At 65.4% G+C, this 24,198-nt stretch carries 26 protein-coding genes; 13 read left to right on the plus strand and 13 right to left on the minus strand.

Annotated elements, in window-relative coordinates:
- Window positions 1–2: 2 nt before the first annotated feature.
- From FFS35_RS04040 to FFS35_RS04055, 4 genes are all read right to left on the minus strand, one after another.
- Window positions 3–323: an AtpZ/AtpI family protein gene (locus FFS35_RS04040; protein WP_137785821.1), complete on the minus strand. Its 321-nt coding sequence runs from the start codon at window positions 321–323 to the stop codon at window positions 3–5.
- 141 nt (window positions 324–464) lie between these two features.
- Window positions 465–824 carry a YdbL family protein gene (locus FFS35_RS04045; protein WP_249341438.1) on the minus strand — a complete coding sequence of 120 codons (360 nt, stop codon included), beginning with the start codon at window positions 822–824 and terminating at the stop codon, window positions 465–467.
- Window positions 825–847: 23 nt separating this feature from the next.
- A complete protein-coding gene (locus FFS35_RS04050) occupies window positions 848–1,021 on the minus strand; it encodes a YnbE family lipoprotein (protein WP_137785960.1) in 174 nt (57 codons plus the stop codon).
- A gap of 47 nt (window positions 1,022–1,068) precedes the next feature.
- Window positions 1,069–4,233, minus strand: coding sequence for a YdbH domain-containing protein (locus FFS35_RS04055; RefSeq protein ID WP_137785823.1), 3,165 nt, complete (start codon window positions 4,231–4,233; stop codon window positions 1,069–1,071).
- A gap of 62 nt (window positions 4,234–4,295) precedes the next feature.
- On the opposite strand from FFS35_RS04055, the gene radC reads away from it, so the two are divergent.
- Complete coding sequence (gene radC, locus FFS35_RS04060) at window positions 4,296–4,991, plus strand: DNA repair protein RadC (protein WP_137785824.1); 696 nt, start codon at window positions 4,296–4,298, stop codon at window positions 4,989–4,991.
- Here radC and metH read toward each other — a convergent pair.
- Genes metH through FFS35_RS04080 form a run of 4 tightly spaced genes read right to left on the minus strand, consistent with a single transcriptional unit; the run spans window position 4,988 to window position 10,633 of the window.
- The gene (gene metH / locus FFS35_RS04065) at window positions 4,988–7,642 is read right to left on the minus strand and encodes a methionine synthase (RefSeq protein WP_137785825.1); all 2,655 of its coding nucleotides are present in this window, start codon (window positions 7,640–7,642) and stop codon (window positions 4,988–4,990) included. The two genes, radC and metH, sit on opposite strands and share 4 nt — an antisense overlap.
- A gap of 37 nt (window positions 7,643–7,679) precedes the next feature.
- On the minus strand, window positions 7,680–8,726 hold the full coding sequence (locus tag FFS35_RS04070; RefSeq protein WP_137785826.1) for a homocysteine S-methyltransferase family protein: 1,047 nt from the start codon (window positions 8,724–8,726) through the stop codon (window positions 7,680–7,682).
- Between the two features lie 9 nt (window positions 8,727–8,735).
- A complete protein-coding gene (gene metF, locus FFS35_RS04075; RefSeq protein WP_137785827.1) occupies window positions 8,736–9,677 on the minus strand; it encodes a methylenetetrahydrofolate reductase [NAD(P)H] in 942 nt (313 codons plus the stop codon).
- On the minus strand, window positions 9,674–10,633 hold the full coding sequence (locus FFS35_RS04080; RefSeq protein WP_137785828.1) for a metalloregulator ArsR/SmtB family transcription factor: 960 nt from the start codon (window positions 10,631–10,633) through the stop codon (window positions 9,674–9,676). Before FFS35_RS04080 ends, metF begins: the two co-directional genes overlap by 4 nt.
- Window positions 10,634–10,755: 122 nt before the next feature.
- On the opposite strand from FFS35_RS04080, the gene FFS35_RS04085 reads away from it, so the two are divergent.
- Genes FFS35_RS04085 through FFS35_RS04100 form a run of 4 tightly spaced genes read left to right on the plus strand, consistent with a single transcriptional unit; the run spans window position 10,756 to window position 12,913 of the window.
- Window positions 10,756–11,115, plus strand: coding sequence for a hypothetical protein (locus tag FFS35_RS04085; protein ID WP_137785829.1), 360 nt, complete (start codon window positions 10,756–10,758; stop codon window positions 11,113–11,115).
- Window positions 11,112–11,294, plus strand: coding sequence for a hypothetical protein (locus tag FFS35_RS04090; RefSeq protein ID WP_137785830.1), 183 nt, complete (start codon window positions 11,112–11,114; stop codon window positions 11,292–11,294). The genes FFS35_RS04085 and FFS35_RS04090 overlap by 4 nt, the downstream gene beginning before the upstream one ends.
- Window positions 11,291–12,238: an aldo/keto reductase gene (locus FFS35_RS04095; RefSeq protein WP_137785831.1), complete on the plus strand. Its 948-nt coding sequence runs from the start codon at window positions 11,291–11,293 to the stop codon at window positions 12,236–12,238. Before FFS35_RS04090 ends, FFS35_RS04095 begins: the two co-directional genes overlap by 4 nt.
- Window positions 12,239–12,292: 54 nt before the next feature.
- The gene (locus tag FFS35_RS04100) at window positions 12,293–12,913 is read left to right on the plus strand and encodes a L,D-transpeptidase family protein (protein WP_137785832.1); all 621 of its coding nucleotides are present in this window, start codon (window positions 12,293–12,295) and stop codon (window positions 12,911–12,913) included.
- Window positions 12,914–12,917: 4 nt separating this feature from the next.
- Here FFS35_RS04100 and FFS35_RS04105 read toward each other — a convergent pair whose 3' ends face one another.
- Window positions 12,918–14,426 carry a YifB family Mg chelatase-like AAA ATPase gene (locus tag FFS35_RS04105; protein ID WP_137785833.1) on the minus strand — a complete coding sequence of 503 codons (1,509 nt, stop codon included), beginning with the start codon at window positions 14,424–14,426 and terminating at the stop codon, window positions 12,918–12,920.
- A gap of 90 nt (window positions 14,427–14,516) precedes the next feature.
- Between FFS35_RS04105 and FFS35_RS04110 the strand changes: the two genes are divergently transcribed.
- From FFS35_RS04110 to dapE, 8 genes are all read left to right on the plus strand, one after another.
- Window positions 14,517–14,828: a hypothetical protein gene (locus tag FFS35_RS04110; protein WP_249341439.1), complete on the plus strand. Its 312-nt coding sequence runs from the start codon at window positions 14,517–14,519 to the stop codon at window positions 14,826–14,828.
- Window positions 14,829–14,914: 86 nt separating this feature from the next.
- Entirely contained in the window at window positions 14,915–15,049 is a 135-nt protein-coding gene (gene rpmH, locus FFS35_RS04115; RefSeq protein WP_017978410.1) for a 50S ribosomal protein L34, read from the plus strand.
- A 20-nt stretch (window positions 15,050–15,069) separates the two neighbouring features.
- Window positions 15,070–15,390, plus strand: coding sequence for a ribonuclease P protein component (gene rnpA / locus FFS35_RS04120; protein ID WP_212742169.1), 321 nt, complete (start codon window positions 15,070–15,072; stop codon window positions 15,388–15,390).
- Window positions 15,387–15,599, plus strand: a complete 213-nt coding sequence (gene yidD, locus FFS35_RS04125) for a membrane protein insertion efficiency factor YidD (protein ID WP_137785834.1) — start codon at window positions 15,387–15,389, stop codon at window positions 15,597–15,599. The genes rnpA and yidD overlap by 4 nt, the downstream gene beginning before the upstream one ends.
- A gap of 27 nt (window positions 15,600–15,626) precedes the next feature.
- Window positions 15,627–17,327: a membrane protein insertase YidC gene (yidC, locus tag FFS35_RS04130; RefSeq protein ID WP_137785835.1), complete on the plus strand. Its 1,701-nt coding sequence runs from the start codon at window positions 15,627–15,629 to the stop codon at window positions 17,325–17,327.
- The gene (yihA, locus tag FFS35_RS04135; protein ID WP_137785836.1) at window positions 17,324–17,959 is read left to right on the plus strand and encodes a ribosome biogenesis GTP-binding protein YihA/YsxC; all 636 of its coding nucleotides are present in this window, start codon (window positions 17,324–17,326) and stop codon (window positions 17,957–17,959) included. The genes yidC and yihA overlap by 4 nt, the downstream gene beginning before the upstream one ends.
- Window positions 17,960–18,046: 87 nt before the next feature.
- Entirely contained in the window at window positions 18,047–18,715 is a 669-nt protein-coding gene (locus FFS35_RS04140) for a glutathione S-transferase family protein (protein ID WP_137785837.1), read from the plus strand.
- Window positions 18,673–19,836 carry a succinyl-diaminopimelate desuccinylase gene (gene dapE / locus FFS35_RS04145; protein ID WP_249341441.1) on the plus strand — a complete coding sequence of 388 codons (1,164 nt, stop codon included), beginning with the start codon at window positions 18,673–18,675 and terminating at the stop codon, window positions 19,834–19,836. Before FFS35_RS04140 ends, dapE begins: the two co-directional genes overlap by 43 nt.
- Here the strand turns inward: dapE and FFS35_RS04150 are convergent.
- From FFS35_RS04150 to FFS35_RS04165, 4 genes are all read right to left on the minus strand, one after another.
- Window positions 19,814–21,475: a bifunctional diguanylate cyclase/phosphodiesterase gene (locus tag FFS35_RS04150; RefSeq protein ID WP_249341442.1), complete on the minus strand. Its 1,662-nt coding sequence runs from the start codon at window positions 21,473–21,475 to the stop codon at window positions 19,814–19,816. The two genes, dapE and FFS35_RS04150, sit on opposite strands and share 23 nt — an antisense overlap.
- Before the next feature lie 104 nt (window positions 21,476–21,579).
- Window positions 21,580–22,152 carry a Smr/MutS family protein gene (locus FFS35_RS04155; protein ID WP_137785839.1) on the minus strand — a complete coding sequence of 191 codons (573 nt, stop codon included), beginning with the start codon at window positions 22,150–22,152 and terminating at the stop codon, window positions 21,580–21,582.
- Window positions 22,127–23,401, minus strand: a complete 1,275-nt coding sequence (locus tag FFS35_RS04160) for a murein transglycosylase A (protein WP_137785840.1) — start codon at window positions 23,399–23,401, stop codon at window positions 22,127–22,129. The genes FFS35_RS04155 and FFS35_RS04160 overlap by 26 nt, the downstream gene beginning before the upstream one ends.
- A gap of 28 nt (window positions 23,402–23,429) precedes the next feature.
- Complete coding sequence (locus FFS35_RS04165; protein ID WP_137785841.1) at window positions 23,430–24,074, minus strand: Tim44/TimA family putative adaptor protein; 645 nt, start codon at window positions 24,072–24,074, stop codon at window positions 23,430–23,432.
- Between the last annotated feature and the right edge of the window lie 124 nt (window positions 24,075–24,198).

Here is a 24,198-nt window from a genome sequence, read left to right on the forward strand (position 1 = left end):
AGTCACTTCGGGCGCTGTGAAATCCAAATGATGTTCCTGAAGGCAACGATCGTCCCGAGGGCGAGCATCACCAGCAGGGCCCAAGGGGAAGTGCCGGCGAACCGATCGATCACCCAACCGATCAAGGCGCCGCCCGCCATACCCCCAACAAGCTCGGCGAGCACACGATTGCCGAGACGGTAGCCCGCATCGTTCGTCGCCGTCGCCTTGCCCGCCCCTGTCCGAAGCGCCTCGTCGTTCCGCGCTGCTCGAAGCCGCTCGTCGAGCGACCTTAGGCGTGCATCTTCGCCGAGGTTTTCCGGTGCGGAATCGTTTTCGGCCATTTGCGCTCTCCCGTGCGACGGGCAGGCGCTGTCAGGCCAAAAGGCGAGCCCGCCAAGGCCGGGTCCGGTTAGCCGGGGGGTCCGGGGGTGTCAACACTTCGTCACGCCCCCGGCAATGTGAACCATCGACCACTTGTGCATTCAGATGCAGCGAGAATCGCGTTGGGGTGCGCCGGATCCGCGCGTCTCCCAGGCGCCGCCGGGTGTCCTGTACTTTTCCCCGGCGGAGGTTTGCAGGATCAGATTGCAGCCCGAGGTAAACGCCATCTGCTCAACGGTGGCGCCGGAAGCCTGCGCCTTTTGCGTGTATGCCGCCTTGCGCTGGATGTTGATGGAGTTGACCAGCGCCCGCAAATCCGGCGTCCCGGCCCCCACGACGCCCAGATAGCCATCCGGCTGTTCGCCCACCTTCCCGGCGGCGCGAGCAGCAGCATAGGCGGGGTCGCGCTGCGCGAACGCGGTCGCTGAAAACCCGGTCAGCGCAAGTGCGCCGGCAACCATCAGCAAAGCCATTTTGGTCATGGTCAGAATATCCCCGGATTCTGCTTAATGAGTGATTTCGCCTCACCATCGAGGCGATATACCACTTCCTGCGTCACATTGATGTTCAGATTTATCACGATCGGCTTGTCCGGCGCGGACACATTGACGCACGCACAGGTGCCGCCGGCCAGCAGGATCACCGTCACTCTCTTCATCGTGCGCCAGCGCGATTGCCTCTTTTGCTTCGTCAGTTCCATCATCGTCATGGCAGTTTCTCGCTTGCGGGGGGCTGAACGGGCATGGGCGGTTTGGCGCGTTTCTTCTGTTCCTCGAGCAGGGTGGGCAGGTTGCGTTCGATCAGCCGCCGGGGATCGTAGAAGGACGATACCGAATCGAGCAATCCCCGGAACGGCGCCTTGATGTGGATGTTGAACACGAACGGCAGCTTTTGGAGACGGCGGACGAGGAAGTTGGATTTCGCCCCCTGCCCCTGCGATACCCCGGCGAAGCGCACCTCGGTCACCATCTCGCCGGCGAGCGGGCCGTTCATCACGATATCGAGGTTGCGGTAGCGCAGCGATTTCAGCGCCTGGAACGCGATATTTCCCCAGGTGCCAAGATCCTTCTCGGTCAGTTCACCGACATAGGCGATACCGCCGCCGCCCTCGCGCACCACGAGCTTCCCGCCCTCGATCCGGCCGCCGGACTGGTCGAACGCGATCGGCAACACCCCGTCGAAAACGCCGCTCGCGTCGAGGTTCTTGAAATCGAACTGCTGGAGAAACTGCGCCGCCTCCGCGCCCTTCACCCGAAAGGTAAGGCGATGAGCCTCGGGCGCCGCAAAATCGAGCAGGCCGGGATCGAGCGTCAGTTCGCCGCCTGCGAAAGGCCAGCGCGCGCCCTCGATTCGTACGCGCGTGTTTGCGAGCGTCTGATAGGTGACGCGCCCGTCGTTGACCGGCACGCCCGGATTGATCGACGCCACTGTCATCACCTGCCCCGGCGCGCTTTCCAGCGCGAGCAGATCCGTAAAGCGGATTTCGCCTTTGATGCCCGTGACGGGACCGAACGCCGCGGCAAGATCGATTCCGGCCGTGCGGAAGGTTCCGGTGGACGCCACGCCCCCGGCATTCCACGAAATATCGCCCTCGCCGCTGACCGCGCCGTTCACGTCCGCGATCACGCCGAACGTCAGCGGTGTGAGTTCCTCCGGTTGGAACTCCTTGCCGAAAGTGATCCCCGGCACGACCAGCCGAGCGTCGCCGGCGCCACTCGACAGCACGTGGCGAATCGCCACATCCGCGACCTTCACGCCCTTCTTCGGTTCGCGCAGCGCACCGGTGGCGGTGATAACCCCGTCGGCCAGCCGCAACGCCACGTCGCGCGCGGCGAGCGGCCGGAAACGAGCGTTCGCCGCCTCGTCACTTACCGTCAGCCCCCCGGCTATATTCAGCACGCTCCCGCCGAATCGCCAGCGGCCCACCGCGTCGGTCAGTCGCAGCGGGACATTCCCGATCTGCCCGCTACCGCTGGCGAAACTGCCGGCAAAGTCGCCTCCGGCGAACCCGCCAGCCAGCCTGCCCAAATTCAGCGTCGTCTGGCCAGATGGTTCACCCAGCCTCACTCGCACCGTTTCGGCCGCGAAGCCGGTCGTGCCTGCGGTCAGCGCGGACGCGGACAGGTCGAGTGGGCTGGAGCCGAGGCGCCCCACGAGCCGGGGGGTGACGATCCGTGCACCATAAGCGGCGCGCCCGCCAATCGAGCGGAACAGCGCCGTACCGGTTGGGCACAAGGTCAGCCGCGTCTGGTTGAGCGCCAGCCCGCCCGTCGAAAGTCGATCGAATGCAAGCGGGGAGCAGTCCGGGTTGAGAGCCACGTCCCCAGCGCTGACGAGCGCTGTCAGTGGGATGCGCAGGTTCTCCACTCGCCCATCACCCAGCGGGCCGGAGAGCGTGGCGATCGTGCGGATCGAGATCGGGCCGCCACGTCTCCGCGTGAACGCAATCGGGGTGACAGACAGCCGCGCGTCGCGCGTGGCGTAGGGCGCCATCGTCGCGTCGCCCGTCAGTGTCGCGCCAGCAGCTTGCTGCCGCGCCGCGATCCGCATCGCGGGGAAACCACCGCCCGAAATGCTCGCCACGCCGTCGATCAGCATGCCGGCGGGAGCGCCCAGTACGATCCCGGCGCCATCCCCGAACGTCAGCCGCGCCCCGCTTGCCGCCTCCGCATCGAGACTGGATAGCGTCAGCAGGCCATCGCCCGCCAGCCCTGCCTCCGCCCTCACATCAAAACGCTGCGCCGCAACCTCACCCGCGTACGCCAGAGCTTGCGCGATCGGGCCGAGCGGCGTGCCGTTCGCCGCCGCAGCGCCGCTCGCAATCCGGGTAAGCATCACGCGATCCAGCGCCATCCCCCGCGCCTGGGCCGAGCCTGCAATTACCGGCCGGCCATCGACGATCCGCCAATTTCCCTTGAAGCCAAGCCGCTCCCCCATCGCCGAAGGCAAAGAAAATGCGCTGCTGGCCAGGTCGGCACGCCCCTCGGTCCGGCGGGCGGTGCCGGCAAAATCGAGGTTTCCGCCAAGGTTTGCGATATGTACGCCCGCACCGCTGGCGGCGCCCACGAGCACGGCTACGCGGCCAGACCAGCGATCGAACGATGGCCCCAGCAGCATATCGACGTTGGCGCGCGCCAGGTTGAAGGTCGCCGGACCGCAACGCGCCCGGGCGATCCGCACCGGCCCGGTGAACCGTGGCCCCGCGCGCCCGATCGCGATTTTCACAAAGGCGGTAGGGCGCGTCAGCGCGCAGCCGTTGGCAGAGATCTCTTCGCCAAGCGCGGCAACAGTTCCACGGAAGCCATTGCTAAGCCTCCCGTTTCCGCTGATCTTCGCGGCGATTACGCCATGATCGGTTTCCAGACGGACACGCGCATCTTCGATTTGGGCATCGATGTCAGGCAGCGCGAATTTTTCGCCGCCAGACCCGCTCGGCAGCAAGCGATCGATCGCGCCCAGCGAGAATGTGCCGTCAGCCAGCCGCGCGCGCATTCGAACCCGGCCAGCACGAATCCCTGCAATATACGGCCCCGCGATGCCGACGGCGATCCGCGTCTCCACCCAGTCGGCGACGAGATCCGGCTTCGCCGGATCACCGATCACCACATGCGTCAGCCGCTGCGTGCGCGGCCCCAGATCGGCGATCCGGTAGCTTGCCGCAACATTCCTGCGGGCTAATTCCCGATCGATGAAGTCGGTCGCGATCGGCACGCGTTCCAGCCACACAACGCCCGTCAGAGTGACGCCAAGCGCGCCCAGCGCGATGCCGACGCGGCGTACGCTGCGGCCGCGCAACGCGCGCGGGGGTGGCGCTTCACCTTCCTCCACCGCCGCCCGCAACCCTTTCCATTCGTTCGATGGTTGATCCATAGCCGCCGATACAACGCGCAAGCAATTGCATGGAGCCGTGCGCGGCCTTACGCTCGATCACAATGGCCGACGGCGACCCTCCCGCTTCCGATGCCGCCGGCCACCGCGCGCGCCTGCGCGGCCGGCTGCTGGCGCGCGGCGGCGGGGATGCCCTGCTCGATCACGAACTGATCGAATATCTTCTGACGCTCGCCATTCCGCGCCGCGACACCAAGCCGCTGGCAAAGGCGTTGTTGAGAGAGTTCGGCGGGATCGGTGGTTTGCTGACCGCCGACGCCGAGGCGCTGACGCGCGTGCCCGGCATGGGCGAAACCTCCGCCGCCGCGATAAAGATCGCCCATGCCGCCGCGCTGCGCCTGCTCCAGGCCGAGGTGAACGCGCGCCCGGTATTAGCGAACTGGCAGGCGTTGCTCGATTATCTTCACGCCGACATGACGCATCATGTGATCGAGCGGTTTCGAGTGCTGCATCTCAACACGCGAAACATGCTGATCCGCGACGAAGTAATGAGCGAGGGGTCGATCGACACCGCCCCGGTGCATGTGCGCGAGGTGATCCGCCGCGCGATCGACCTTGGCTCCGCCTCCATCATCCTCGTCCACAACCACCCTTCCGGCGATCCCTCGCCCAGCCGCGCCGATATTGAGATCACGCGCGCGATCGCTTCCGCCGCCCGCGGGCTTGGGATCACGGTTCACGATCATATCGTCATTGGCGCGAGCGGGCATGTGAGCCTGCGCTCGAAGGGGCTGATCTAGTCCAGATTTGGTCGCAGCAATCGCCTTGCCCGTTCAAGGTCGACGCCGCGCCGCGTTGCGTAATCCGCGACCTGATCGTCCCCGATCCGTGCCACGCCGAAATATTCGGCCTGCGGATGCCCGAAATAGAAGCCCGATACAGCCGCCGTCGGGAGCATCGCGAAGCTTTCGGTCAGGCTGATCCCGGTCGCGCGGTGCGCGTCGAGCATCTCGAACAATTGCGTCTTGAGGCTGTGTTCCGGGCAGGCCGGATAGCCCGGCGCGGGGCGAATGCCGCGATACTTTTCGCGGATCAGCGCCTCATTGTCGAGTTGCTCGTCGGGCGCATAGCCCCATAACGTGGTGCGGACGTGCTTGTGCAGCGCCTCCGCGAGCGCCTCGGCCAGCCGATCTGCCAGCGCCTTGAGCAGGATATCGCTGTAATCGTCGATCGCCGCCTTGAACCGCGCGAGATGCGGCTCGATCCCGTGAATCGATACGGCGAAACCGCCGATCCAGTCGCCCTTCGGATCGACGAAATCGGCAAGGCACATATTCGGCCTCCCCTCACGCTTGACGATCTGCTGGCGCAGGAACGGCAGGCGTACCACGTCCGTCCCCTCCACAAGGTCAAGAAGATCGAGCCCGCGCAATTCCTCCGCGTTGAAATCGCCCTTCAGATCGACGATCACATCATCCTCGTTTCGCGCGCATGACCACAGGCCGGTGACAGCGCGCGCGGAGAGCCACTTCTCCGCGACGATGCGATCGAGCATCTTCTGCGCGTCGTCATAAAGCGAACGCGCGCTTTCGCCCACCACTTCATCGTTCAGGATCGCGGGAAAATTGCCCGCCAGTTCCCAGGCCCGGAAGAACGGCGTCCAGTCGATATAGTCGCGCAGCGCCGCCAGGTCCCAGTCGCGGAATACATGGACCCCCGGTTTCACCGGAGTTGCCGGTTTCAACGCCATATCCGCCTTGAATCCGTTGGCGCGCGCCTTTTCAAGCGGGAGTAGATCATTCTGCCCCTTGCCCTCTCGCGCGGCGCGGACGGCGGCATATTCGTCGGCCATCTTCGTCACATAATCGTCGCGTTGCGTATCGCTCACCAGCGTGGTCGCGACACCCACCGCCCGGCTCGCATCGAGCACATGCACCACGGGCCCGGAATAGGCCGGGGCGATGCGCAGCGCGGTGTGGACCTTCGAGGTGGTCGCGCCGCCGATCAGCAGCGGCATCTTCATGCCGGCCCGCTCCATTTCCTCGCCCACCGTCACCATCTCGTCCAGGCTGGGGGTGATGAGCCCGGACAGGCCGATCATGTCCGCATCATTCTCATTCGCGGCCTGAAGAATGGTCGACCAGGGCACCATCACGCCAAGGTCCACCACCTCGAACCCGTTGCACTGAAGCACGACGCCGACGATGTTCTTTCCGATATCATGCACGTCGCCCTTCACGGTCGCCATGATGATCTTGCCCTTGCCCTTCGCTCCCGGCTCCTTCGCGGCCTCGATGAAAGGGAGGAGGTGTGCCACCGCCTTCTTCATCACGCGCGCGGATTTGACCACCTGTGGCAAGAACATCTTGCCGGATCCGAAGAGGTCGCCGACGACGTTCATCCCGTCCATCAGCGGGCCTTCGATCACCTCGATCGGGCGGGAGACGGCAAGCCGTGCTTCCTCCGTATCCTCGACCACATAAGCGTCGATGCCCTTCACCAGCGCATGTTCCAGCCGCTTGGTGACGGACCAGCCGCGCCATTCCTCCGCCGCCTTTTCCGCCGCCGCATCGGTGCCGCGAAAACGCTCCGCCAGCGTGACCAGCCGATCCCCGGCATCGGGATCGCGGTTGAGCACCACATCCTCACATGCCGTGCGAAGTTCGGGGTCTATCGTATCGTAAACGTCCAGCTGTCCGGCGTTCACGATCGCCATGTCCATCCCCGCCGGAATGGCATGGTACAGAAAGACCGAATGCATCGCGCGTCGCACCGGCTCGTTGCCGCGAAACGAGAAGCTCAGGTTTGAGAGGCCACCCGAAATATGAACGTGCGGGCAGCGCCGCCTGATCTCGCGCGTAGCCTCAATGAAATCGACGCCGTAATTGTTGTGCTCCTCGATCCCCGTCGCCACCGCGAACACATTGGGATCGAATATGATATCTTCGGGCGGGAAGCCGATCCCGGTCAACAGCTTATACGCGCGCTCGCAGATCTCGATCTTGCGCGCCTGCGTATCGGCCTGCCCTTTTTCGTCGAAGGCCATCACGACGACAGCCGCGCCATAAGCCATGCATTTGCGCGCATGGGCGAGGAACGGCTCCTCCCCCTCCTTCATGCTGATCGAATTGACGATCGGCTTGCCGGAGACACATTTCAGACCGGCCTCGATCACTTCCCATTTCGAGCTGTCGATCATGATCGGCACGCGCGCGATATCCGGCTCGGCGGCGATCAGTTTGAGGAAGGTCGTCATGGCCTCCACGGCGTCAAGCAGACCCTCGTCCATGTTGACGTCGATCACCTGCGCCCCGTTCTCCACCTGCTGGCGCGCAACCTCGACGGCGCGAGTGTAGTCGCCCGCCATGATGAGTTTCTTGAACGCCGCCGACCCGGTGACGTTCGTACGCTCGCCGACGTTGACGAAGAAGGTGGAGGATGGAGTGGTCACGAAAGTTCCGAACTGGAAAGAGGGGGAGCGGCCGGCATCATGCGGCCATCGTGAACGGCTCAAGGCCGGCGAGCCTGGTGCGCACGGCCGGGGTGGGGATCACGCGCGCGGGGAGCCCGTGGACCGCATCCGCGATCGCCTTGATGTGCGCCGGGGTCGATCCGCAACAGCCGCCCAGCACGTTGACCTGCCCCGCATTCGCCCATTCGCCGACCAGGCCGGCGGTGGTCATCGGCGCCTCGTCATATGCGCCGAGTTCGTTGGGCAGCCCGGCATTGGGATAAACCATGATAAGCGTATCAGCTATCTCGCTCAACGATTTGACATGCGGTCGTAATTGCTCAGCCCCGAATGAACAGTTCAGCCCGATCGTGATCGGCTTGGCGTGGCGCACCGCATGCCAGAACGCCTCGACCGTGTGGCCGGACAGGTTACGCCCCGACAGATCGGTCAGCGTCATCGACAGCATGACCGGCAGATCGCGTCCAAGCGCTTCCCCCGCCTCGATCGCGGCCATGATCCCGGCCTTCGCGTTGAGCGTGTCGAACACGGTTTCGATCAGTACGAAGTCCACGCCGCCGTCGACCAGTGCATCGATCTGCTCACGATACACGTCTTTAAGGTGATCGAAGTCGATCTCCCGATAGCCGGGGTCGTTGACGTCCGGGCTGAGTGAGAGCGTCTTGTTGGTCGGCCCGATCGCCCCGGCGACGAAGCGCGGGCGCCCGTCCTTCGCCTGAAACTCGTCCGCGACACGGCGCGCCATCTTCGCGCTTTCGACATTGATCTCGCGCACCAGATGCTCCGCGGCATAATCGGCCTGACTGATGCGGTTGGCGGAAAAGGTGTTGGTCTCCGCGATATCCGCGCCGGCCGCGAAATAGGCGCGATGAATCGATTCGGGCACTTCAGGCTTGGTCAGCGCCAAGATGTCGTTGTTGCCCTTCTGATCGCGGGCGAGGCCAAGATCGCCGGCGTAATCCGCCTCGGACAGTTTCCAGCTCTGGATTTCGGTGCCGAATGCGCCATCCGTTATCAGGATTCGTTTGGCGGCTTCGGCATTGAAGATTTCGCGGATGTTCATGACGATTCCCTATGCCGCAACGGCTTGCGCATCATTTCTCGCACGTACTCCGAGCAGATGGCAGATCGCGAAGGAGAGTTCGGCGCGGTTGAGCGTGTAGAAGTGGAATTGCTTCACCCCGCCCGCGTAAAGCTTGCGGCACAACTCCGCCGTCAGCGTAGCGGCGACGAGCTGGCGCGCCTCCGGCAGATCGTCCAGCCCCGCGAACAGGCGCCCCATCCATGGCGGCACCTCGGTGCCGCACAGCGCGCTCATCCGCTGCACTGCGGCGAAATTGGACACCGGCATGATGCCGGGCACGATCTCCGCGCCAATCCCCGCCGCCGCCACGCGGTCGCGGTAGCGGAAGAACGTCTCGGGCTCGAAGAAGAATTGCGTGATCGCCCGCGTCGCGCCGGCATCCACCTTGCGCTTCAAATTGTCGAGATCGGCGACCGGATCGGCCGAATCGGGATGGCTTTCGGGATAAGCCGCCACCGACAGCTCGAACGGATGCAATCGCCGCAGCCCGGCGACCAGTGCGGCGGCATTCTCATAGCCGCCCGGATGCGCCTGATAGTGCGCGCCCTGCACCGGCGGATCGCCGCGCAGCGCGACGATATGACGCACGCCCGCCGCCCAATATTCCCGCGCTACCGCATCGATCTCCTCGCGCGTCGCCTCGACACAGGTAAGATGCGCGGCCGCCGGAATAGTCGTTTCGCGCGCGATCCTCGCGACGGTGGCATGCGTGCGCTCCCTGGTAGAGCCGCCCGCGCCATAGGTTACCGAAACGAAACGCGGGCCGAGCGGCGCGAGCGTATCGATCGATCGCCACAGCGTCTCCTCCATCTTTTCCGTCTTGGGCGGGAAGAATTCGAAGCTCACATCGATATCGCCCGCCACATCGGCATAAAGTGGGCCATCCAGCGCGCGGCGCGCCTCCTCGAGCTGGTTGAGCGATAGAGTCATGCCGCCTTCACCTCACGTAACGCCGCGCCCTGACGGACACCGAGCCATAATTTCACGGTCAGTTCACCCCCCGCGAGCGTCTCGATCCGTGCCATCGTCAATCCCGCTGCGGCGAACCAGCGCTCGATCTGCGCGTCGGAGAAGCCAAGGCGGGTGTGCGCATCCCGCGCCCGCAACTCCTCGCGATCGTGTGGCGCGAAATCCGCGATCAGCAGCCGCCCGCCCGGCGCGAGCACCCGCGCCGCCTCGGCGATGGCGGCCCCGGGCTGCTGCGCGAAATGGAGAACGTGATGAACGATCGCGACGTCCGCCTCCCCATCGCCCATCGGCAACGCATACAGGTCCGCCTGGCGCAGCTCGATATTGGCCAGCCCCTGCTCGCCCAGCTTGGCGCGGGCGAGCCGCAACATTTCCGAGCTTCGATCGATGCCGAGCGCGGTTTTGGCACGCGGCGCGAACAGTTCGATCATCCGACCGGTCCCGGTGCCGATATCGATGAGCCGCCGCATCGGCGCATCTTCGAGCGCGGCGAGCATCGCGGCCTCCACCTGCTCCTCCGCGACATGGAGCGAACGGATCGCATCCCATTGCCCGGCATTCGCCTCGAACCACGCTGCCGCCGATGCCGCGCGATCCGCGCGCACCGCGGCCAGCCGGGCCACGTCCGCCGCCGTCTGCCGGTCAGGGCTGGCCGCTTCCCAGGCGTCCAGTGCCGCCGCGATCGGCGCCACCGCCTGCGCCGCGCCAAGCGCGACGAACACCCAGCTTCCCTCCTTGCGACGTTCAGCAAGGCCCGCATCACACAGGATCTTCACATGGCGCGAAACACGCGGCTGGCTCTGCCCCAGCACCTGCGCCAGCTCGCCCACGGAAAGCTCCATCGTGCGCAACAGCCGCACGATACGAAGCCGAGAGGAATCAGCCAGAGCACGGAATATTTCGAGTGCGTCCATCATCGAGATTAAGATATAAAGATATCTTTATATCAGGTCAACGCACGATCAGTTTTAGCCGTCTTGCGGAGCAAAGAAGGCTGCGCCACGTTTACCGCTCCAGATCCGGGAAAGGGAATGACCACATGAAAACTATCTTTTCAGGCGCGGTCGCGCTCGGCATGGCCATGAGCCTCGGCGCCTGCAGCAAGAATGCGCAGGATCAAAGCGCGGACGCCGCCAATGCGATTGGCGCGGATATTTCCGCCACCACGCGAAACGCGGTGGATGACGTGCAGGCCGCCACCGATCACGCGCTCGACAGCGCGGGCGCCACGCTGGACAATGCCGGTGACAGGATGAAGGCCGGCGCTGAAAAGGCCGATCATTCGCTCGATCACAAGCTCGACAAGGCCGGCGATTCGATCGAGAACGGTGCCGACAAAGCGCGTGATGCCACTGGCAAGGCGCTGAAGGACGCTGGCAACGCGATCGAGAAGCAATGATCGATCGGCTCGCGGCGGGCGCGCTGCTTGCGTTGCTCGCCGCCTGTTCCTCTCAACCCGCCCCACCCGGCGCGGTGAGCATCGATGAAGACCGTCAGTTGAATGAGGCAGCAGCGATGCTCGATGCTAACAGCGTCAGTGCGGCGGAAGTCGCCCGCAATGAGGATCGGCAACAATGACCCCACGTCGCCTCGGCTCGACTGATCTTGAGACCATTCCGCTGGTGCTAGGCGGAAACGTGTTTGGCTGGACGGCGGATCGCACGGCCAGCTTTGCAGTGCTCGACGCGTTCGTGGATGCGGGCGGCACGATGATAGATACGGCGGACGCCTACTCCGCCTGGGCGCCGGGCCACGTCGGAGGGGAATCCGAGACGGTTATCGGCGATTGGTTGCGCGCCAGCGGCAAGCGTGATCGCATATTGATAGCCACGAAAGTGGGCATGCTCTCGGGCGAGGGCGGCGAGAAGCTCGCTCCTGCTCGGATCGTCGCCGCGTGCGAGGCATCGCTGAAGCGGCTCGGCACCGATCGCATCGACCTTTATTTCGCGCATCGCGACGATGAGGCGACCCCGCAGGCTGCGGTGATGGAGGCTTTCGGCAAGCTCGTCGACGCCGGCAAGGTGCGGGTGATCGGGGCATCCAATTTCCAGGCCGCGCGACTGAAATCCGCAAACGAGGCGGCGGCAGAAGCGGGATTGCCGCGTTATCACGTGCTCGAGCCGGAATATAATCTCGTCAGCCGCCACAGGTTTGAAGGCGAGCTTCAGGATTATTGCATCGAGCACAATATCGGCGTCACGCCTTATTACGGGCTCGCATCGGGCTTTCTGACGGGCAAATACCGTACGCGCGACGATCTGGGCAAAAGCGTGCGCGGCGGACGCATGGGCGACCTGCTTGACGGTAAAGGCGCGACCGTCCTTGCCGCGATGGATACGGTGGCGACGGAAACCGGCGCCAATCTCGCGCAGATCGCATTGGCGTGGCTGATGGCGCAACCGGGCGTCACCGCGCCGATCGCCAGCGCACGAAACCTCGCGCAACTGAACGAGCTGTTGCCGGCGACGACGCTGGCGCTTTCGGCCGATCAGCTCGCCCTTCTCACCAACGCCGGGGCGTGACGCGCCTCGCCCCTGGTAGCGGAATGGAAACCCCTGTGCGATAAGGCGGGCGCGATGGTTCACCCCTCCTATATCGCGCTCGGTGTTGCAGCGGTCTGCGCCGCTACGTCGGTGACACTGGCGACAACCCGCGCGCCGGCGCCGCGGATATTGATATCGCAGGCGGTGCCGCCGATCGCGCCGCTGCCCGATCGGTCGCGCGATCCAGCCGCCTATACGATCAAGCACGTCCTGCCGATCAAGGGCGCGATGCGCATGGGCGATTTCCACTGGGACGAAAGCGGCGCGCCCAGGGACGGGCGGATCGTCATCACGGTCGATCTCGTCGCACAGGTCATCAGCATCTTTCGCGACGGTTATGAAATCGGCACCGCGGCCGTGCTCTACGGCGCCGACGCCAAGCCGACTCCAACCGGCGTCTATCCGATCACGCAGAAAGACGCAGATCACGTATCAAACATCTATGATGCGCCGATGCCATATATGCTTCGCCTGACCAACGACGGCATCTCGATCCATGCCAGCGAGGTGCGCGATGGCTATATGACCCATGGCTGCATCGGCGTGCCCAGGCCGTTTGCGAAAAAGCTGTTCGACGCCGTCAAACTTGGTGACACGGTGATCGTCACCCACGGCGAGAAGCTGGGCGTTGGCAAGCCGGTAACGGCCGCCTGACGCCTCAGTTCACCGGCGCGCGCCGCCGATAGCTCAGCGCTTCCGCGACATGCGTGCGGCCCACCTGCTCGGCGCCCGCAAGATCCGCGATCGTCCGCGCCACGCGCAGCACGCGCGTGTAGCCGCGCGCGGAAAGCCGCATCGATTCCGCCGCCTGCGCGAGCAGCGCCCGTCCCGCGTCATCGGGCGTCGCATGAAGGTCCAGCGGCGCGCCGTCAGCGTCGGCATTGGTGCGCGCCGCATCCTCGCGATAGCGCGCCGCCTGCACTGCGCGCGCGGCGGCAACGCGCCCGGCGACCTCCGCCGACCCTTCCGCCGGCGCGGGCATCACGAGATCGGCCGCGGTGAGCGCCTGAACCTCGACATGGAGATCGATGCGATCGAGCAGCGGGCCGGAAACCTTCGCCTGATAATCCGCCGCGCATTTCGGCGCGCGGGCGCAAGCGAGGCTCGCGTCGCCCAGATGACCGCAGCGACACGGGTTCATCGCCGCGACAAGCTGAACCCGGGCCGGAAAGGTGACGTGCGCATTGGCGCGGGCGACGCTGACCGTGCCCGATTCGAGCGGCTGCCGCAATGAATCGAGCACCGCGCGCTGGAACTCCGGCAGTTCGTCGAGAAACAGCACGCCGAGATGCGCGAGGCTCACCTCCCCAGGCTTCACGCGCAGCCCGCCGCCGGTAAGCGCCGCCATCGAGGCGCTGTGATGCGGGCTTCGGAACGGACGCATCCGGGTCAGTTTGCCGCCGGTGAGCGTGCCCGCCACCGACTGAACCATGCTCACCTCCAGCGCCTCGGCCGCATCGAGCGGCGGCAGGATACCCGGCAGGCACGCCGCCATCAGCGACTTGCCAGCGCCCGGCGGGCCGACGAACAGCAGATTGTGGCCGCCCGCCGCCGCGATCTCCAGCGCGCGCTTGGCCGTTTCCTGCCCCTTCACCTGTCGCAGATCAGGCCCGTGCCGCGCCTCGGCAACGTCGCCGGGCGCGGGCGCCGCCAGCAACTGGTGACCCTTCAGATGATTGATAAGCGAGATGAGGTCTGTCGCGGCGATCACCTCGATCGATCCGCTCCACGCCGCTTCCGGCCCCTGCGCGGCGGGGCAGATCAGCCCCTTCCCCGTCTCCGCCGCGTGGAGCGCCGCAAGCAACACGCCGGGCGACGGCGCGAGGCGACCGTCGAGCGTGAGTTCGCCGACGATCACATAATCCGCCAGCGCCTCCGCATCGACCACGCCCATCGCGGCGAGCAGCCCCAGCGCGATCGGCAGATCGAAGTGCGAGCCTTCCTTGGGCAGATCGGCGGGCGACAGGTTAACCGCGATCCGCTTGGGCGGCAGCGCCAGTCCCATCGCGGCGATCGCCCCCCTCACCCGTTCGCGGCTTTCACCTACCGCCTTGTCGGCCAATCCCACGAGATTGAACGCCGGCAGGCCCGGGATGAGCTGCACCTGCACCTCCACTCCCCGCGCCTCCAGCCCGAGATACGCCACCGTCGCGACCAATGCTGCCATCTTACCCCCGTAAGCCATCACTCATAACGGGTTCCGCACGAACGAAAACCTCCCTTCCACCGGCTTGCGCTCTTGGCGGACCTGCCCCAAATGCCCGCCATGCCACAGCGCCACCCCGTCTCCCGGATTATCCAGCTTACGCTTGGCGGCTTGTTGTTGATCGGCGCGGCGGTGCTGGGGCCGCTGCCGGGGCCCGGCGGCGTCTTCCTGTTCGCGGGCGGAATGATCCTGATCCTGCGCAATTCGCGCTGGGCGCAGGTGCGCTGGGCGCGGCTGAAGCGCCGATGGCCGCGCACGGGGCATCTCGTCGACCGCGCGATGCGCCGGCCGAGCGCGCTGCGCCGCCACGCCCGCAACCGCGCCGCGCAGCAGGCCCGTGACCCGCAAACGCGATCGCGTTGACTTGAAACCGTCATTGGCTTATGCGGCGCACCAATCGGGCCGTCCTTGCGTGACGGCCTTTAGTTTTTCAGATTCGGGAATGAGCGATGAAGCGGACCTTTCAGCCGAGCAACCTGGTGCGGGCACGCCGTCACGGCTTCCGTTCGCGGATGGCGACGGTGGGCGGTCGTGCGGTGATCCGGGCGCGTCGCGCGCGCGGCCGCAAGAAGCTGTCGGCCTGAGTCGCCGGCCGCTTGCGCGGCTGACGAGGCGATCGGAATTTCTAGCCGCGAACGCCGGGCGTCGGGTGCCGATGCCCGGCTTTGTGCTGCTTGTGCATCCGCGCAGCGACGATGACGAGACGATTCGGGTCGGCTTCACCGTCACCAAGAAGATCGGCAACGCCGTGGTGCGCAATCGCATGAAGCGCCGGCTGCGTGCACTCGCCCGCGACCTGATGCCCGAACAGGGTATCGCCGGCGCGGATCATGTGCTGATCGGCCGCCAGACCGGCAAGGAGCGGGATTACGCCACGTTGCGCGCCGAACTGGCCAAGGCGCTGGAAAAGGCGAAACGCCGATGATCTCCCGGCTGCTCGTGCTGCTGGTGCGCGCGTGGCAGCTCGGCCCATCCGTGATGCTGCCGCCCACCTGCCGCTATCAACCTTCGTGTTCCGCCTATGCAATCGAGGCGCTTCGCCGCTATGGGGCAGCGCGCGGGAGTTGGCTTGCAGCGCGGCGTATCGCGCGCTGCCATCCGTGGGGCGGTCATGGCTATGACCCGGTGCCGTAATGTGGTTGCCGTAAGACAGGATCTGACGTGAGCGAAGAAAACAAGAATTTCGTGCTGTTCGCGGTGATCGCGGCGCTGATCCTGTTCGGCTGGCCGGTGATCCAGAACAGGTTCTTCCCGGCCGCCAACCCGCCGGTGACAAAGATTGAGGGCGGCAAGACCAAGGTGGTCGAGGGCAAGGTCGCCGCGACCGCCGATGCCCCCGGCACGGTGCGCGATCGCAAGCTCGTCCTCGCCGAAACGCCGCGCGTGAAAATCGCGACGCCAACCATGCAGGGCTCGATCAACCTGAAGGGCGCGCGGATCGACGATCTGGTGCTGACCAACTACAAGGAGACGATCGCGAAGGATTCGCCGCCGATCCGCCTCCTCTCCCCCGCGGGCACCACCGATGCCAATTTCGCCGGCTTCGGCTGGCGGGACGACGGCCTCGCGCCGCCCGCGGCGGACGCGGTGTGGACTGCCTCGTCCGACACGCTCACGCCGGAACAGCCGGTAACGCTCTCCGCCGCCAACGCCAATGGCCAGCGTTTCCAGATCGTGCTGTCGGTGGACAAGGACTATATGTTCACGGTCAGGCAGACGGTCGCGAACGGCGGGCAGCGGCCGGTTCCGGTCGCGGCGTTCGGCCTCGTCAACCGGGCAGGCGTGTCGAAAGATCCGGCGAGCTGGACGATCCATACCGGCCCGATGTCGGTCAACAACGGTGCCGCCAATTATTCGCCGAATTTCAAGGATATCGACAAGGCGCCGGAGAAGTTCACCACCACCGGCGGATGGCTCGGCTTCACCGACAAATACTGGCTTACCGCGCTGCTGCCCGATCAGGCGCGCAGCTTCGACGGTCAGTTCCGCGCCGGTGCGAACAACACCTATCAGGCGGATTACACCGCCGCGCCGCAATTGCTGCCTCCCGGCCGCCAGGTGACGCAGACCAGCCGCTTCTTCGCCGGCGCGAAGGAGGTGAAACTGCTCGATCGCTACACCGACAAGGAAGGCGCGACGAAGCTCGATTATGCGCTGGACTGGGGCTGGTTCCGCCTGATCGAAAAGCCGATCTTCTATTATCTGGACTGGCTTTTCCGCATGGTCGGCAATTTCGGCGTGGCGATCATCATCCTGACGCTCACGATCCGCGCACTCGTTTTCCCGATCGCGCAGCGGCAATATGCCTCGATGGCGCATATGCGCGCGATCCAGCCCAAGATGAAGGCGCTCCAGGAACGCTACAAGGATGACAAGCAGCGCCAGCAGCAGGAAGTCATGGCATTGTACAAGGCGGAGAAGGTCAATCCGCTTGCCGGCTGTCTGCCCACGCTGATCCAGATCCCGATTTTCTACGCACTGTACAAGGCGCTGATGCTGACGATCGAGATGCGGCACCAGCCGTTCGTTGCGTGGATCAAGGATCTCTCGGCACCCGATCCGCTCACGCCGGTGAACCTGTTCGGCCTGCTCAATTTCACGCCGCCGCATTTCATCGCGATCGGCGTCGTACCGATCATCCTTGGCATCAGCATGTACTTCCAGTTCAAGCTGAATCCGACGCCGATGGATGATACGCAGAAGCAGGTGTTCGCGCTGATGCCATGGGTGCTGATGTTCGTGATGGCACCGTTCGCGGTTGGGCTCCAGGTTTACTGGATTACCACCAACGTCATCACGATCATCCAGCAGCGCGTGCTCTACGCCCGCCACCCGGCATTGCTTGAGGCCACATCGAAGTGACGTTCGACGACGACACGATCGAGGCCGCGCGGAAACTTTTCGCCGGCCCGATCGAATTCCTCAAATCGGCCCCCGCGCTGCAGTTCCTGCCGGCGCCGATCGTGCCGGAAGTCGCTTTCGCCGGCCGATCGAACGTGGGCAAGTCATCGCTGCTCAACGCGCTTGCCGGGCGCAAGGCACTCGCGCGTACCTCCGTCACGCCGGGCCGCACGCAGGAGCTGAACTTCTTCGATGTCGGATCTCCGCTTGCGTTCCGGCTGGTCGATATGCCCGGCTACGGTTTCGCCAAGGCGCCGAAGGACATGGTGAAGAAGTGGCGCTTCCTCGTTAACGATTATCTGCGCGGGCGGCAGGAGTTGAAGCGCGCGTTGGTGCTGATCGACAGCCGCCATGGCATCAAGGATGTCGATCGCGAGATACTGGAGATGCTGGATCGGGCGGCGGTCAGCTACCGGCTCGTCCTGACCAAGGCGGACAAGGTGAAGGCGACCGATCTGGCCGCGATCGCCGAGCAAACCGCCGAGGAAGCTCGCAAGCGTCCCGCTGCGCATCCCGATATCATCGCCACCTCATCCGAAGGCGGTCTCGGCATTGCCGAGCTGCGCGCGGCCGTGATCGAGGCGATCCGCTAGCCGCTTTTTGCGCACCTCCCCCCTCGCGGCGCGGCAAAAATCCGCTATCGCTTGTCCGCACTCATCCACCAACGCGGGCAGCCACGCATGAAGCTTATCATCGGCAACAAGGCCTATTCCTCCTGGTCGCTGCGCGGCTGGCTCGCCTGCCGTCAGTCCGGCCTGCCATTCGATGAGGTGGTCGTCCCGCTGTACGATCAGGATTGGGACAAGCGCCGCGAGGGCGACGAATTCGCGCCCTCCTCCGGCAAGGTGCCGATTCTGTGGGACGATGACATCGTGGTGTGGGACAGCCTCGCGATCGTCGAATATCTCGTCGACAAGGTCGGCCGCGATAAATTCTGGCCGGAGGATGAAGCCGCGCGCGCCATGGCGCGCTCGATGGCGGCGGAAATGCACTCCAGCTTCGCCGCGCTGCGCCGCGAATGCGGGATGAACACCCGGCAGGTCTATCCGCCCAGGCGCCCGTCTGACGAAGTGATCGCCGATCTCACGCGGATCATGGAATTGTGGGCGCAGGCGCGTGCCCGCTTCGGCGGCAACGGGGATTTCCTGTTCGGCACGTTCGGCGCGGCGGACATCATGTTCGCGCCGGTCTGCACCCGCATCGTCACCTATTCGCTGCCGGTCGCGCGCTTCGCCACCGGCTATGTCGAGGCGGTGCTCAACCATCCCTTCATGCAGGACTGGATCGCCGCCGCGCAGGAGGAGGAGTGGGTGATCGAGAAATACGAGCAGCCGGCGGGCCAGGCGTGACGCTGGACGCGCTGGCGCTCGCCGAGAAGCTGATCGGCTGCGAAAGCGTCACCCCGGCAAGCGGCCGGGTGTTCGATGTGGTGGAGGCGTTGCTGAGGCCGCTCGGCTTCGCGGTCGATCGTTTCACCGTTGGTGAAGCGCCCGACGGCCCTGTCGAGAATATGATCGCGGTGCGCGGTGAAGCCGGCCCGCATTTTGCCTTCGCCGGCCATCTCGACGTCGTGCCGCCCGGCGACGGCTGGGCCTCCGGCGCGTTTGCCCCCGAGGTGCGCGGCGACCTGCTATACGGGCGCGGCGCGGTCGACATGAAAGGCGCGATCGCTGCCTTCATCGCCGCCGCGTCGCGGGTGCCCGCTACCGGCACCGTCAGCCTGCTGCTCACCGGTGACGAGGAAGGCCCCGCGATCTATGGCACGCGCGCCATCCTTGATCGCATGGCGGCGCGCGGGTTGAAGCCGGATCTGTGCCTCGTCGGCGAGCCTACCTCGGTCGAGCGGCTGGGCGACATGATAAAGATCGGGCGGCGCGGCTCGGTGAACATCTGGATCGACGTGCCGGGCAAACAGGGCCACGTCGCCTACCCCCATCTCGCCGACAATCCGATTCCCAAGCTGGTCGCCGCGCTTTCGGAGATCGAGGCAATCACGCTCGACGCGGGCAATGCCTGGTTCCAGCCGTCGAACATCGAGGTCACGGATATCACGGTCGGCAACCCCGCCACCAATGTGATCCCTGCCCGCGCCACCGCGCGCCTGTCGATCCGTTTCAACGACGAACAGAACGGCCCCGATCTCGCCGCTCGGATCGAGGCGATCATCCACGCCCATGCGCCCGAGGCGAAAGTGGATGCACGGATTTCGGGGGAGGCGTTCCTGACCGAGCCTGGGCGGTTTTCAGCCATGGTGTGCGATGCGATCACCGCGCGGACCGGATTGACGCCGTCGCTCTCCACTACCGGCGGCACATCGGATGCGCGCTTCATCGCCGCGATCTGCCCGGTGGTGGAATTCGGCCTCGTCAATGCGACGATGCACAAGCTTGACGAGGCGGTGGCGGTAGAGGATCTCGCGACCCTTGCCGATATCTACGCCGATCTTATCACCCGATCGACACATTCCTGAAATTCGGCTCCAGATCATCGAGCGCGGCGGACCAGGCCAGGAAATCCTCCTCCGCCATCGGGCGGGCTACGCCATAGCCCTGGATCGCGTTGCACCCGGCAATACGCAAGAGTTCGGCCTGCGCAGGGGTTTCCACCCCCTCGGCAACGGCTTCGCAACCAAGGCTGTGGATCAGCCCGATAAGCGCCGCGGTGATGAGCCGCGCCTGCCGATCCTCCTCGATCACGCCGATCAGCCCGCGATCGAGCTTGATGCGATCGATCGGCAACTGCCGCAGCCGCGCGACGCTCGAAAGCCCCGTGCCGAAGCCGTCGATCGCGATCTTGGCGCCCTCGTCACGCAACTGCGCCAGCGCGGCGATTGCGTCGCCACGTGCGTGCGCCGCCACCGTTTCGTTGATTTCAAGTTCGAGCAATCGCGGCGGTGCGCCCGCCTCGCGCATCGCCGCCCGCAGCCGCGCGAAGAAATCGGCGCGATCGATCTGGCGCGGGCTGACGTTGATCGCCAGCCGCCCCTCGAAGCCAAGCAATCCCCAGTGCGCGATCGTCCGCGCGACGCGAGCGAGCACCCAATCGCCAATCTCGACCATCAGGCCGCTGTCCTCGGCACGCCCGATGAAGGTGCCGGGCAATCGAAGCCCGTCGACCGGATGGCGCCAGCGCAGCAACGCCTCCGCCGCGACGACATTGCCGCTGGAGAGCGATACTTCCGGCTGGAACACCAGGGTGAATTCATCATGATCGATGGCGTCGCGCAATTCGGCATCCAGCCGCGTGCGGCTCGCCATCTCCTCGGCTAGTGCCTCGCTATATAGCTCGAACCGGCCCCGGCCATCCGATTTGGCGCAATACATCGCGGCATCCGCGCAGCGCATGAGATCATGCAGTGTAAGCCCATGATCGGGCCGCAGCGCGATACCGATCGAGGCGCCGATCGTCGCTTCGCCATTCATCAGCGGAAAAGGCGTCGCGAGCGCTTCCAGTATCTGCGTCGCCACCCATCCCGCCTCGCGCGGATCGGCCAGCACGGGGAACAGCATCGTGAATTCATCGCCGGCCAGCCGCCCGATAAGCGGCGGATATATATCCTCCTCGGCGACCGCGCGATCCGAAACCACCCGCAGACGGTCGGCGACCATCGCCAGCAGCATGTCGCCACAGGCATGGCCATGCGTATCGTTGACCGTCTTGAAGCGATCGAGATCGATGAAGAACAATGCCCCGACCTGCGGCGCCGTTTCGGCAAGCAATCGCTCGGCGCTGGTGCGGAAATTGGTGCGGTTGGCAAGGCCGGTTATCGGATCGAACAGCGCAAGCCGCTGGATGTTATCCATATTGTCCGTAAGCTGCGCGAACAGGCGGTCCATCGCGGTCGCCAGTTGCGGAACGGCGGTGCGTATTTCGTCGGGCACACACTGCCCGATCTCGCCATCGGCGGCGTCCGCCAGCCGATCCACCGCCTTGTCGATCGCCTCGGCCGTGTTCGCGACGATGCGCTGGGTGGAGGCCCAGCACATTACCGCGCAAACGATCGCCGGGATAAAGGCGGTGGTATAGGAATCGGCGGTGAAGCCATCGCGCGCGGTAACAAGCAAAGCCAGGAAGAACGCGACGCCGCCTGCGTAAAATGCGAACGACACCGCCTTACTCCTAAGCGTCACACGCTCCCCCATTATGGTTGCTCGATCTCCGCCGGCGCGGTCCGATAGTCAAACCGCAGAGGGTTACTGGTGACACATAAAGGTTAATGTTTGGATCGAGTTCGGCGGAAAATTACGTACAATGCGCCATTGCCGCCGTGGCGCGGATGAGCATTACGCAACGCCGCGACGTTACTTGCGTGGCGCGAAGCGGCGATCCAGTCCGCTACGGCCGCGCGGATCGCGCCGCGCGCGTGCGGACGCTCGCTTTCCGGTCGCGGTGGCTTCCCGGTGATGAGCAACAGCACACGATCGCCGCGCGCGATTGATCTTTCCAGCCCCGCGTCCAGCATCGCGTGCGCCGAGCGCAGCGTATGCCCGTGGAGGTCGAGCGTCGCATCTGGCTGGACAGCGCCGCGCACGATCCGGCGGTCCCAGCCGCCATCGAGCGTCGTCGCAGCGAGCGGTATCTGCACCGGCGCCGTTGCGCGCGCCGGCGGGATCGTCGGCGTTCGGCCTTTCGCTCGTGGCGGCGTGACGGGCGGGTCAGGCAGTGGCTGTGGCGGTAGCAGTGGCGGTTCGGCCGTCTTGCGTCGTACGGGGTGTAGCGGGTGCACGCTGGCTTTCACCCGCGCCCACAGCGCTATTTCCTCAGCGTCGAGGCGTCGCCGAACCACCGCTCGCGCCTCCTTGCAGGCGTTCGAGCGTGCCGACCGGTAGCAGCAGAAAAGCGGTGCCGCGTGCGCTCATCCCGCCGGCGATCGCGCGCGCATCCCGGCCCGATCCCCAGAATGTATCAAAGCGGTTCGCGCCCTTGATCGCACCGCCGGTATCCTGCGCCACCCACAGCCCGGTGGCATCGGTCCGATCCATCGACAGGAAAACCGGTGCGCCCAGCGGGATGAAACGCGGATCGGCGGCCACCGTCGTCCCGCCGGCCACCGCTAGGCCGAGCGCGCCCACCGGCGGCCCATCGAGCACGCGGAAGAAGACGAAGCTCTTGTTCTCCCGCATGATCGCACGCCCCTGATCGGGATTGGCCCGCAGCCAGCCCACGATCCCCTGCATCGAAAGCTGGTTCGGGCCGAGCAGGCCGCGTTGCCGCATCAGCGATCCGATGCCGGTATAATCGCGGCCGTTCTGCGAATCATAGCCGATGCGCAACACGCTGCCGTCGGGCATTCGCACCAGCCCCGAACCCTGCACCTGCAGGAAGAAGAACTCGACCGGATCGACAGCGTAACCAAGGATGCGAGCCTTGCGGTTCAGCGCCCCCTGCTCGATCGCGGTGCGATCGTAATAAGGCACGAACTTGTTGCCGTCGACGCGGCCGCGAATGCTCTTGCCCTTGAGATCGGCAGAGAACTGCCCGAGATCGACATCGACCAGATCGTCTGGCCGCGCGTAGATCGGCGCATAGCCTTCGCGATAGGTCGGCGATCCGGCGATTTCCGGGATGTAATATCCCGTCGCATAGGCACGGCCGTCGCCAACCTGCACCGTTTCGAACCAGCGCGCGAAGAACGACGCTGCAGCCCCCGGCACGGTCGCCGCGGCGGCGGCGCAGGCTGGCTGCCAATCCGCGCCGTTCGTCAGGCCGGACACGTCGGTGCGGCGCACCAGCGAGGGGCAACTGAGCCTGAATGCCGCCAGCGCCGCCGCGGCGCCATCGCTCGTCAGCGGGAGCGTCGAGATATCGGGACCGCGTACAAGGCCCGCGGTGGCGGCGGTCGACGCGCCGGGAAGCGTGGCCTGCGCGACGGGTGAAAGCGGCGTCGCGGGCGTCGGCTGACGCACCGGTACATCATAGTCGCGCGGCACTTGCGCAGCGCCTGCGCTGCCCGGTCGCGGCGGAGGCGCCACACCGCCCACGCAGGCGGATAGCAAGGTCGCGACCGCCAGCGCCAATCCCCCACGACGAATCATGCGGCTTCCCCCTTTTGGTCGAGCACGTTCAGGCTTCGTCGGTGTCGGCGAGTTTCCAGTTCGGATCGCTGCTCTTGAGCGTGCGCGCGAAGGTCCACACGTCGTGGGTCTCCACCGCATCGCTGGTCGATCCCGCGACCACCTGCCCCTCGGCGTCGCGAGTGACGGCGGCGATATCGGCATCGAAACGAACAGTGATTCGCGCGTCGCGGCCATTGAGCGTCGCACCGACGATCGTGGCGTGTTCGATCGAGACGAGGCGGTTTTCCAGCACTTCACCCGCGGCCGCGCGCGCGGCGATCGACTCGGCAAAAGCGCTGGCGACTTCAGGCTCGACCAAATCGGCCAGCGTCTTCTCATCGCCGCGCCAGAAGGCTTCGAGGATCATCCGATACGCGGCCTGCGATCCTTCGAGAAAGCGCGGCACGTCGAAACCCGGTTCACCAGCCACGATCGCACGCAGCCCGCTCTCCGCGCCGCCCTCGATGGGGCGCACGGTCGACTCACGCACCTCCGGGGTCACGTCGATCGTGCGCGGGATAGATCCGGGCGCAACGCGGTCGTCGGCCGGCTTGGGCAACGGCTGCTCGTGTCCCGTGCGCTTGCCGAGCACGGAGTAGAGACGCAATGCCAGGAACCCGGCAACCATCGCGAGAAGGACAATATAGAACACCCGGCCTCCGATACGCTGAACGCACAACATAGTCGCGATGCGCCCGCGATTCAATTTTTCGCGGCGTTGAATCGGCGCATTGCCCCTGCTAGGCGCCGGTTCAGTAGTTTTCGGGCGTTCAGCG

The organism is Sphingomonas sp. 3P27F8, from assembly GCF_005502745.1.
Lineage (GTDB): Bacteria > Pseudomonadota > Alphaproteobacteria > Sphingomonadales > Sphingomonadaceae > Sphingomonas.

Bases quoted from the DNA above. Each gene is read 5' to 3' on its own strand.
- rpmH (WP_017978410.1), top strand. From the start codon at position 14,915: ATGAAGCGGACCTTTCAGCCGAGCAACCTGGTGCGGGCACGCCGTCAC.
- FFS35_RS04110 (WP_249341439.1), top strand. From the start codon at position 14,517: ATGCCCGCCATGCCACAGCGCCACCCCGTCTCCCGGATTATCCAGCTT.
- FFS35_RS04050 (WP_137785960.1), bottom strand. From the start codon at position 1,021: ATGAAGAGAGTGACGGTGATCCTGCTGGCCGGCGGCACCTGTGCGTGC.
- FFS35_RS04055 (WP_137785823.1), bottom strand. From the start codon at position 4,233: ATGGATCAACCATCGAACGAATGGAAAGGGTTGCGGGCGGCGGTGGAG.
- radC (WP_137785824.1), top strand. From the start codon at position 4,296: ATGGCCGACGGCGACCCTCCCGCTTCCGATGCCGCCGGCCACCGCGCG.
- FFS35_RS04100 (WP_137785832.1), top strand. From the start codon at position 12,293: ATGGTTCACCCCTCCTATATCGCGCTCGGTGTTGCAGCGGTCTGCGCC.
- FFS35_RS04090 (WP_137785830.1), top strand. From the start codon at position 11,112: ATGATCGATCGGCTCGCGGCGGGCGCGCTGCTTGCGTTGCTCGCCGCC.
- FFS35_RS04095 (WP_137785831.1), top strand. From the start codon at position 11,291: ATGACCCCACGTCGCCTCGGCTCGACTGATCTTGAGACCATTCCGCTG.
- yidD (WP_137785834.1), top strand. From the start codon at position 15,387: ATGATCTCCCGGCTGCTCGTGCTGCTGGTGCGCGCGTGGCAGCTCGGC.
- FFS35_RS04040 (WP_137785821.1), bottom strand. From the start codon at position 323: ATGGCCGAAAACGATTCCGCACCGGAAAACCTCGGCGAAGATGCACGC.
- FFS35_RS04140 (WP_137785837.1), top strand. From the start codon at position 18,047: ATGAAGCTTATCATCGGCAACAAGGCCTATTCCTCCTGGTCGCTGCGC.
- FFS35_RS04070 (WP_137785826.1), bottom strand. From the start codon at position 8,726: ATGAACATCCGCGAAATCTTCAATGCCGAAGCCGCCAAACGAATCCTG.
- FFS35_RS04080 (WP_137785828.1), bottom strand. From the start codon at position 10,633: ATGATGGACGCACTCGAAATATTCCGTGCTCTGGCTGATTCCTCTCGG.
- FFS35_RS04085 (WP_137785829.1), top strand. From the start codon at position 10,756: ATGAAAACTATCTTTTCAGGCGCGGTCGCGCTCGGCATGGCCATGAGC.
- FFS35_RS04160 (WP_137785840.1), bottom strand. From the start codon at position 23,401: ATGATTCGTCGTGGGGGATTGGCGCTGGCGGTCGCGACCTTGCTATCC.
- metF (WP_137785827.1), bottom strand. From the start codon at position 9,677: ATGACTCTATCGCTCAACCAGCTCGAGGAGGCGCGCCGCGCGCTGGAT.
- FFS35_RS04105 (WP_137785833.1), bottom strand. From the start codon at position 14,426: ATGGCAGCATTGGTCGCGACGGTGGCGTATCTCGGGCTGGAGGCGCGG.
- FFS35_RS04045 (WP_249341438.1), bottom strand. From the start codon at position 824: ATGGTTGCCGGCGCACTTGCGCTGACCGGGTTTTCAGCGACCGCGTTC.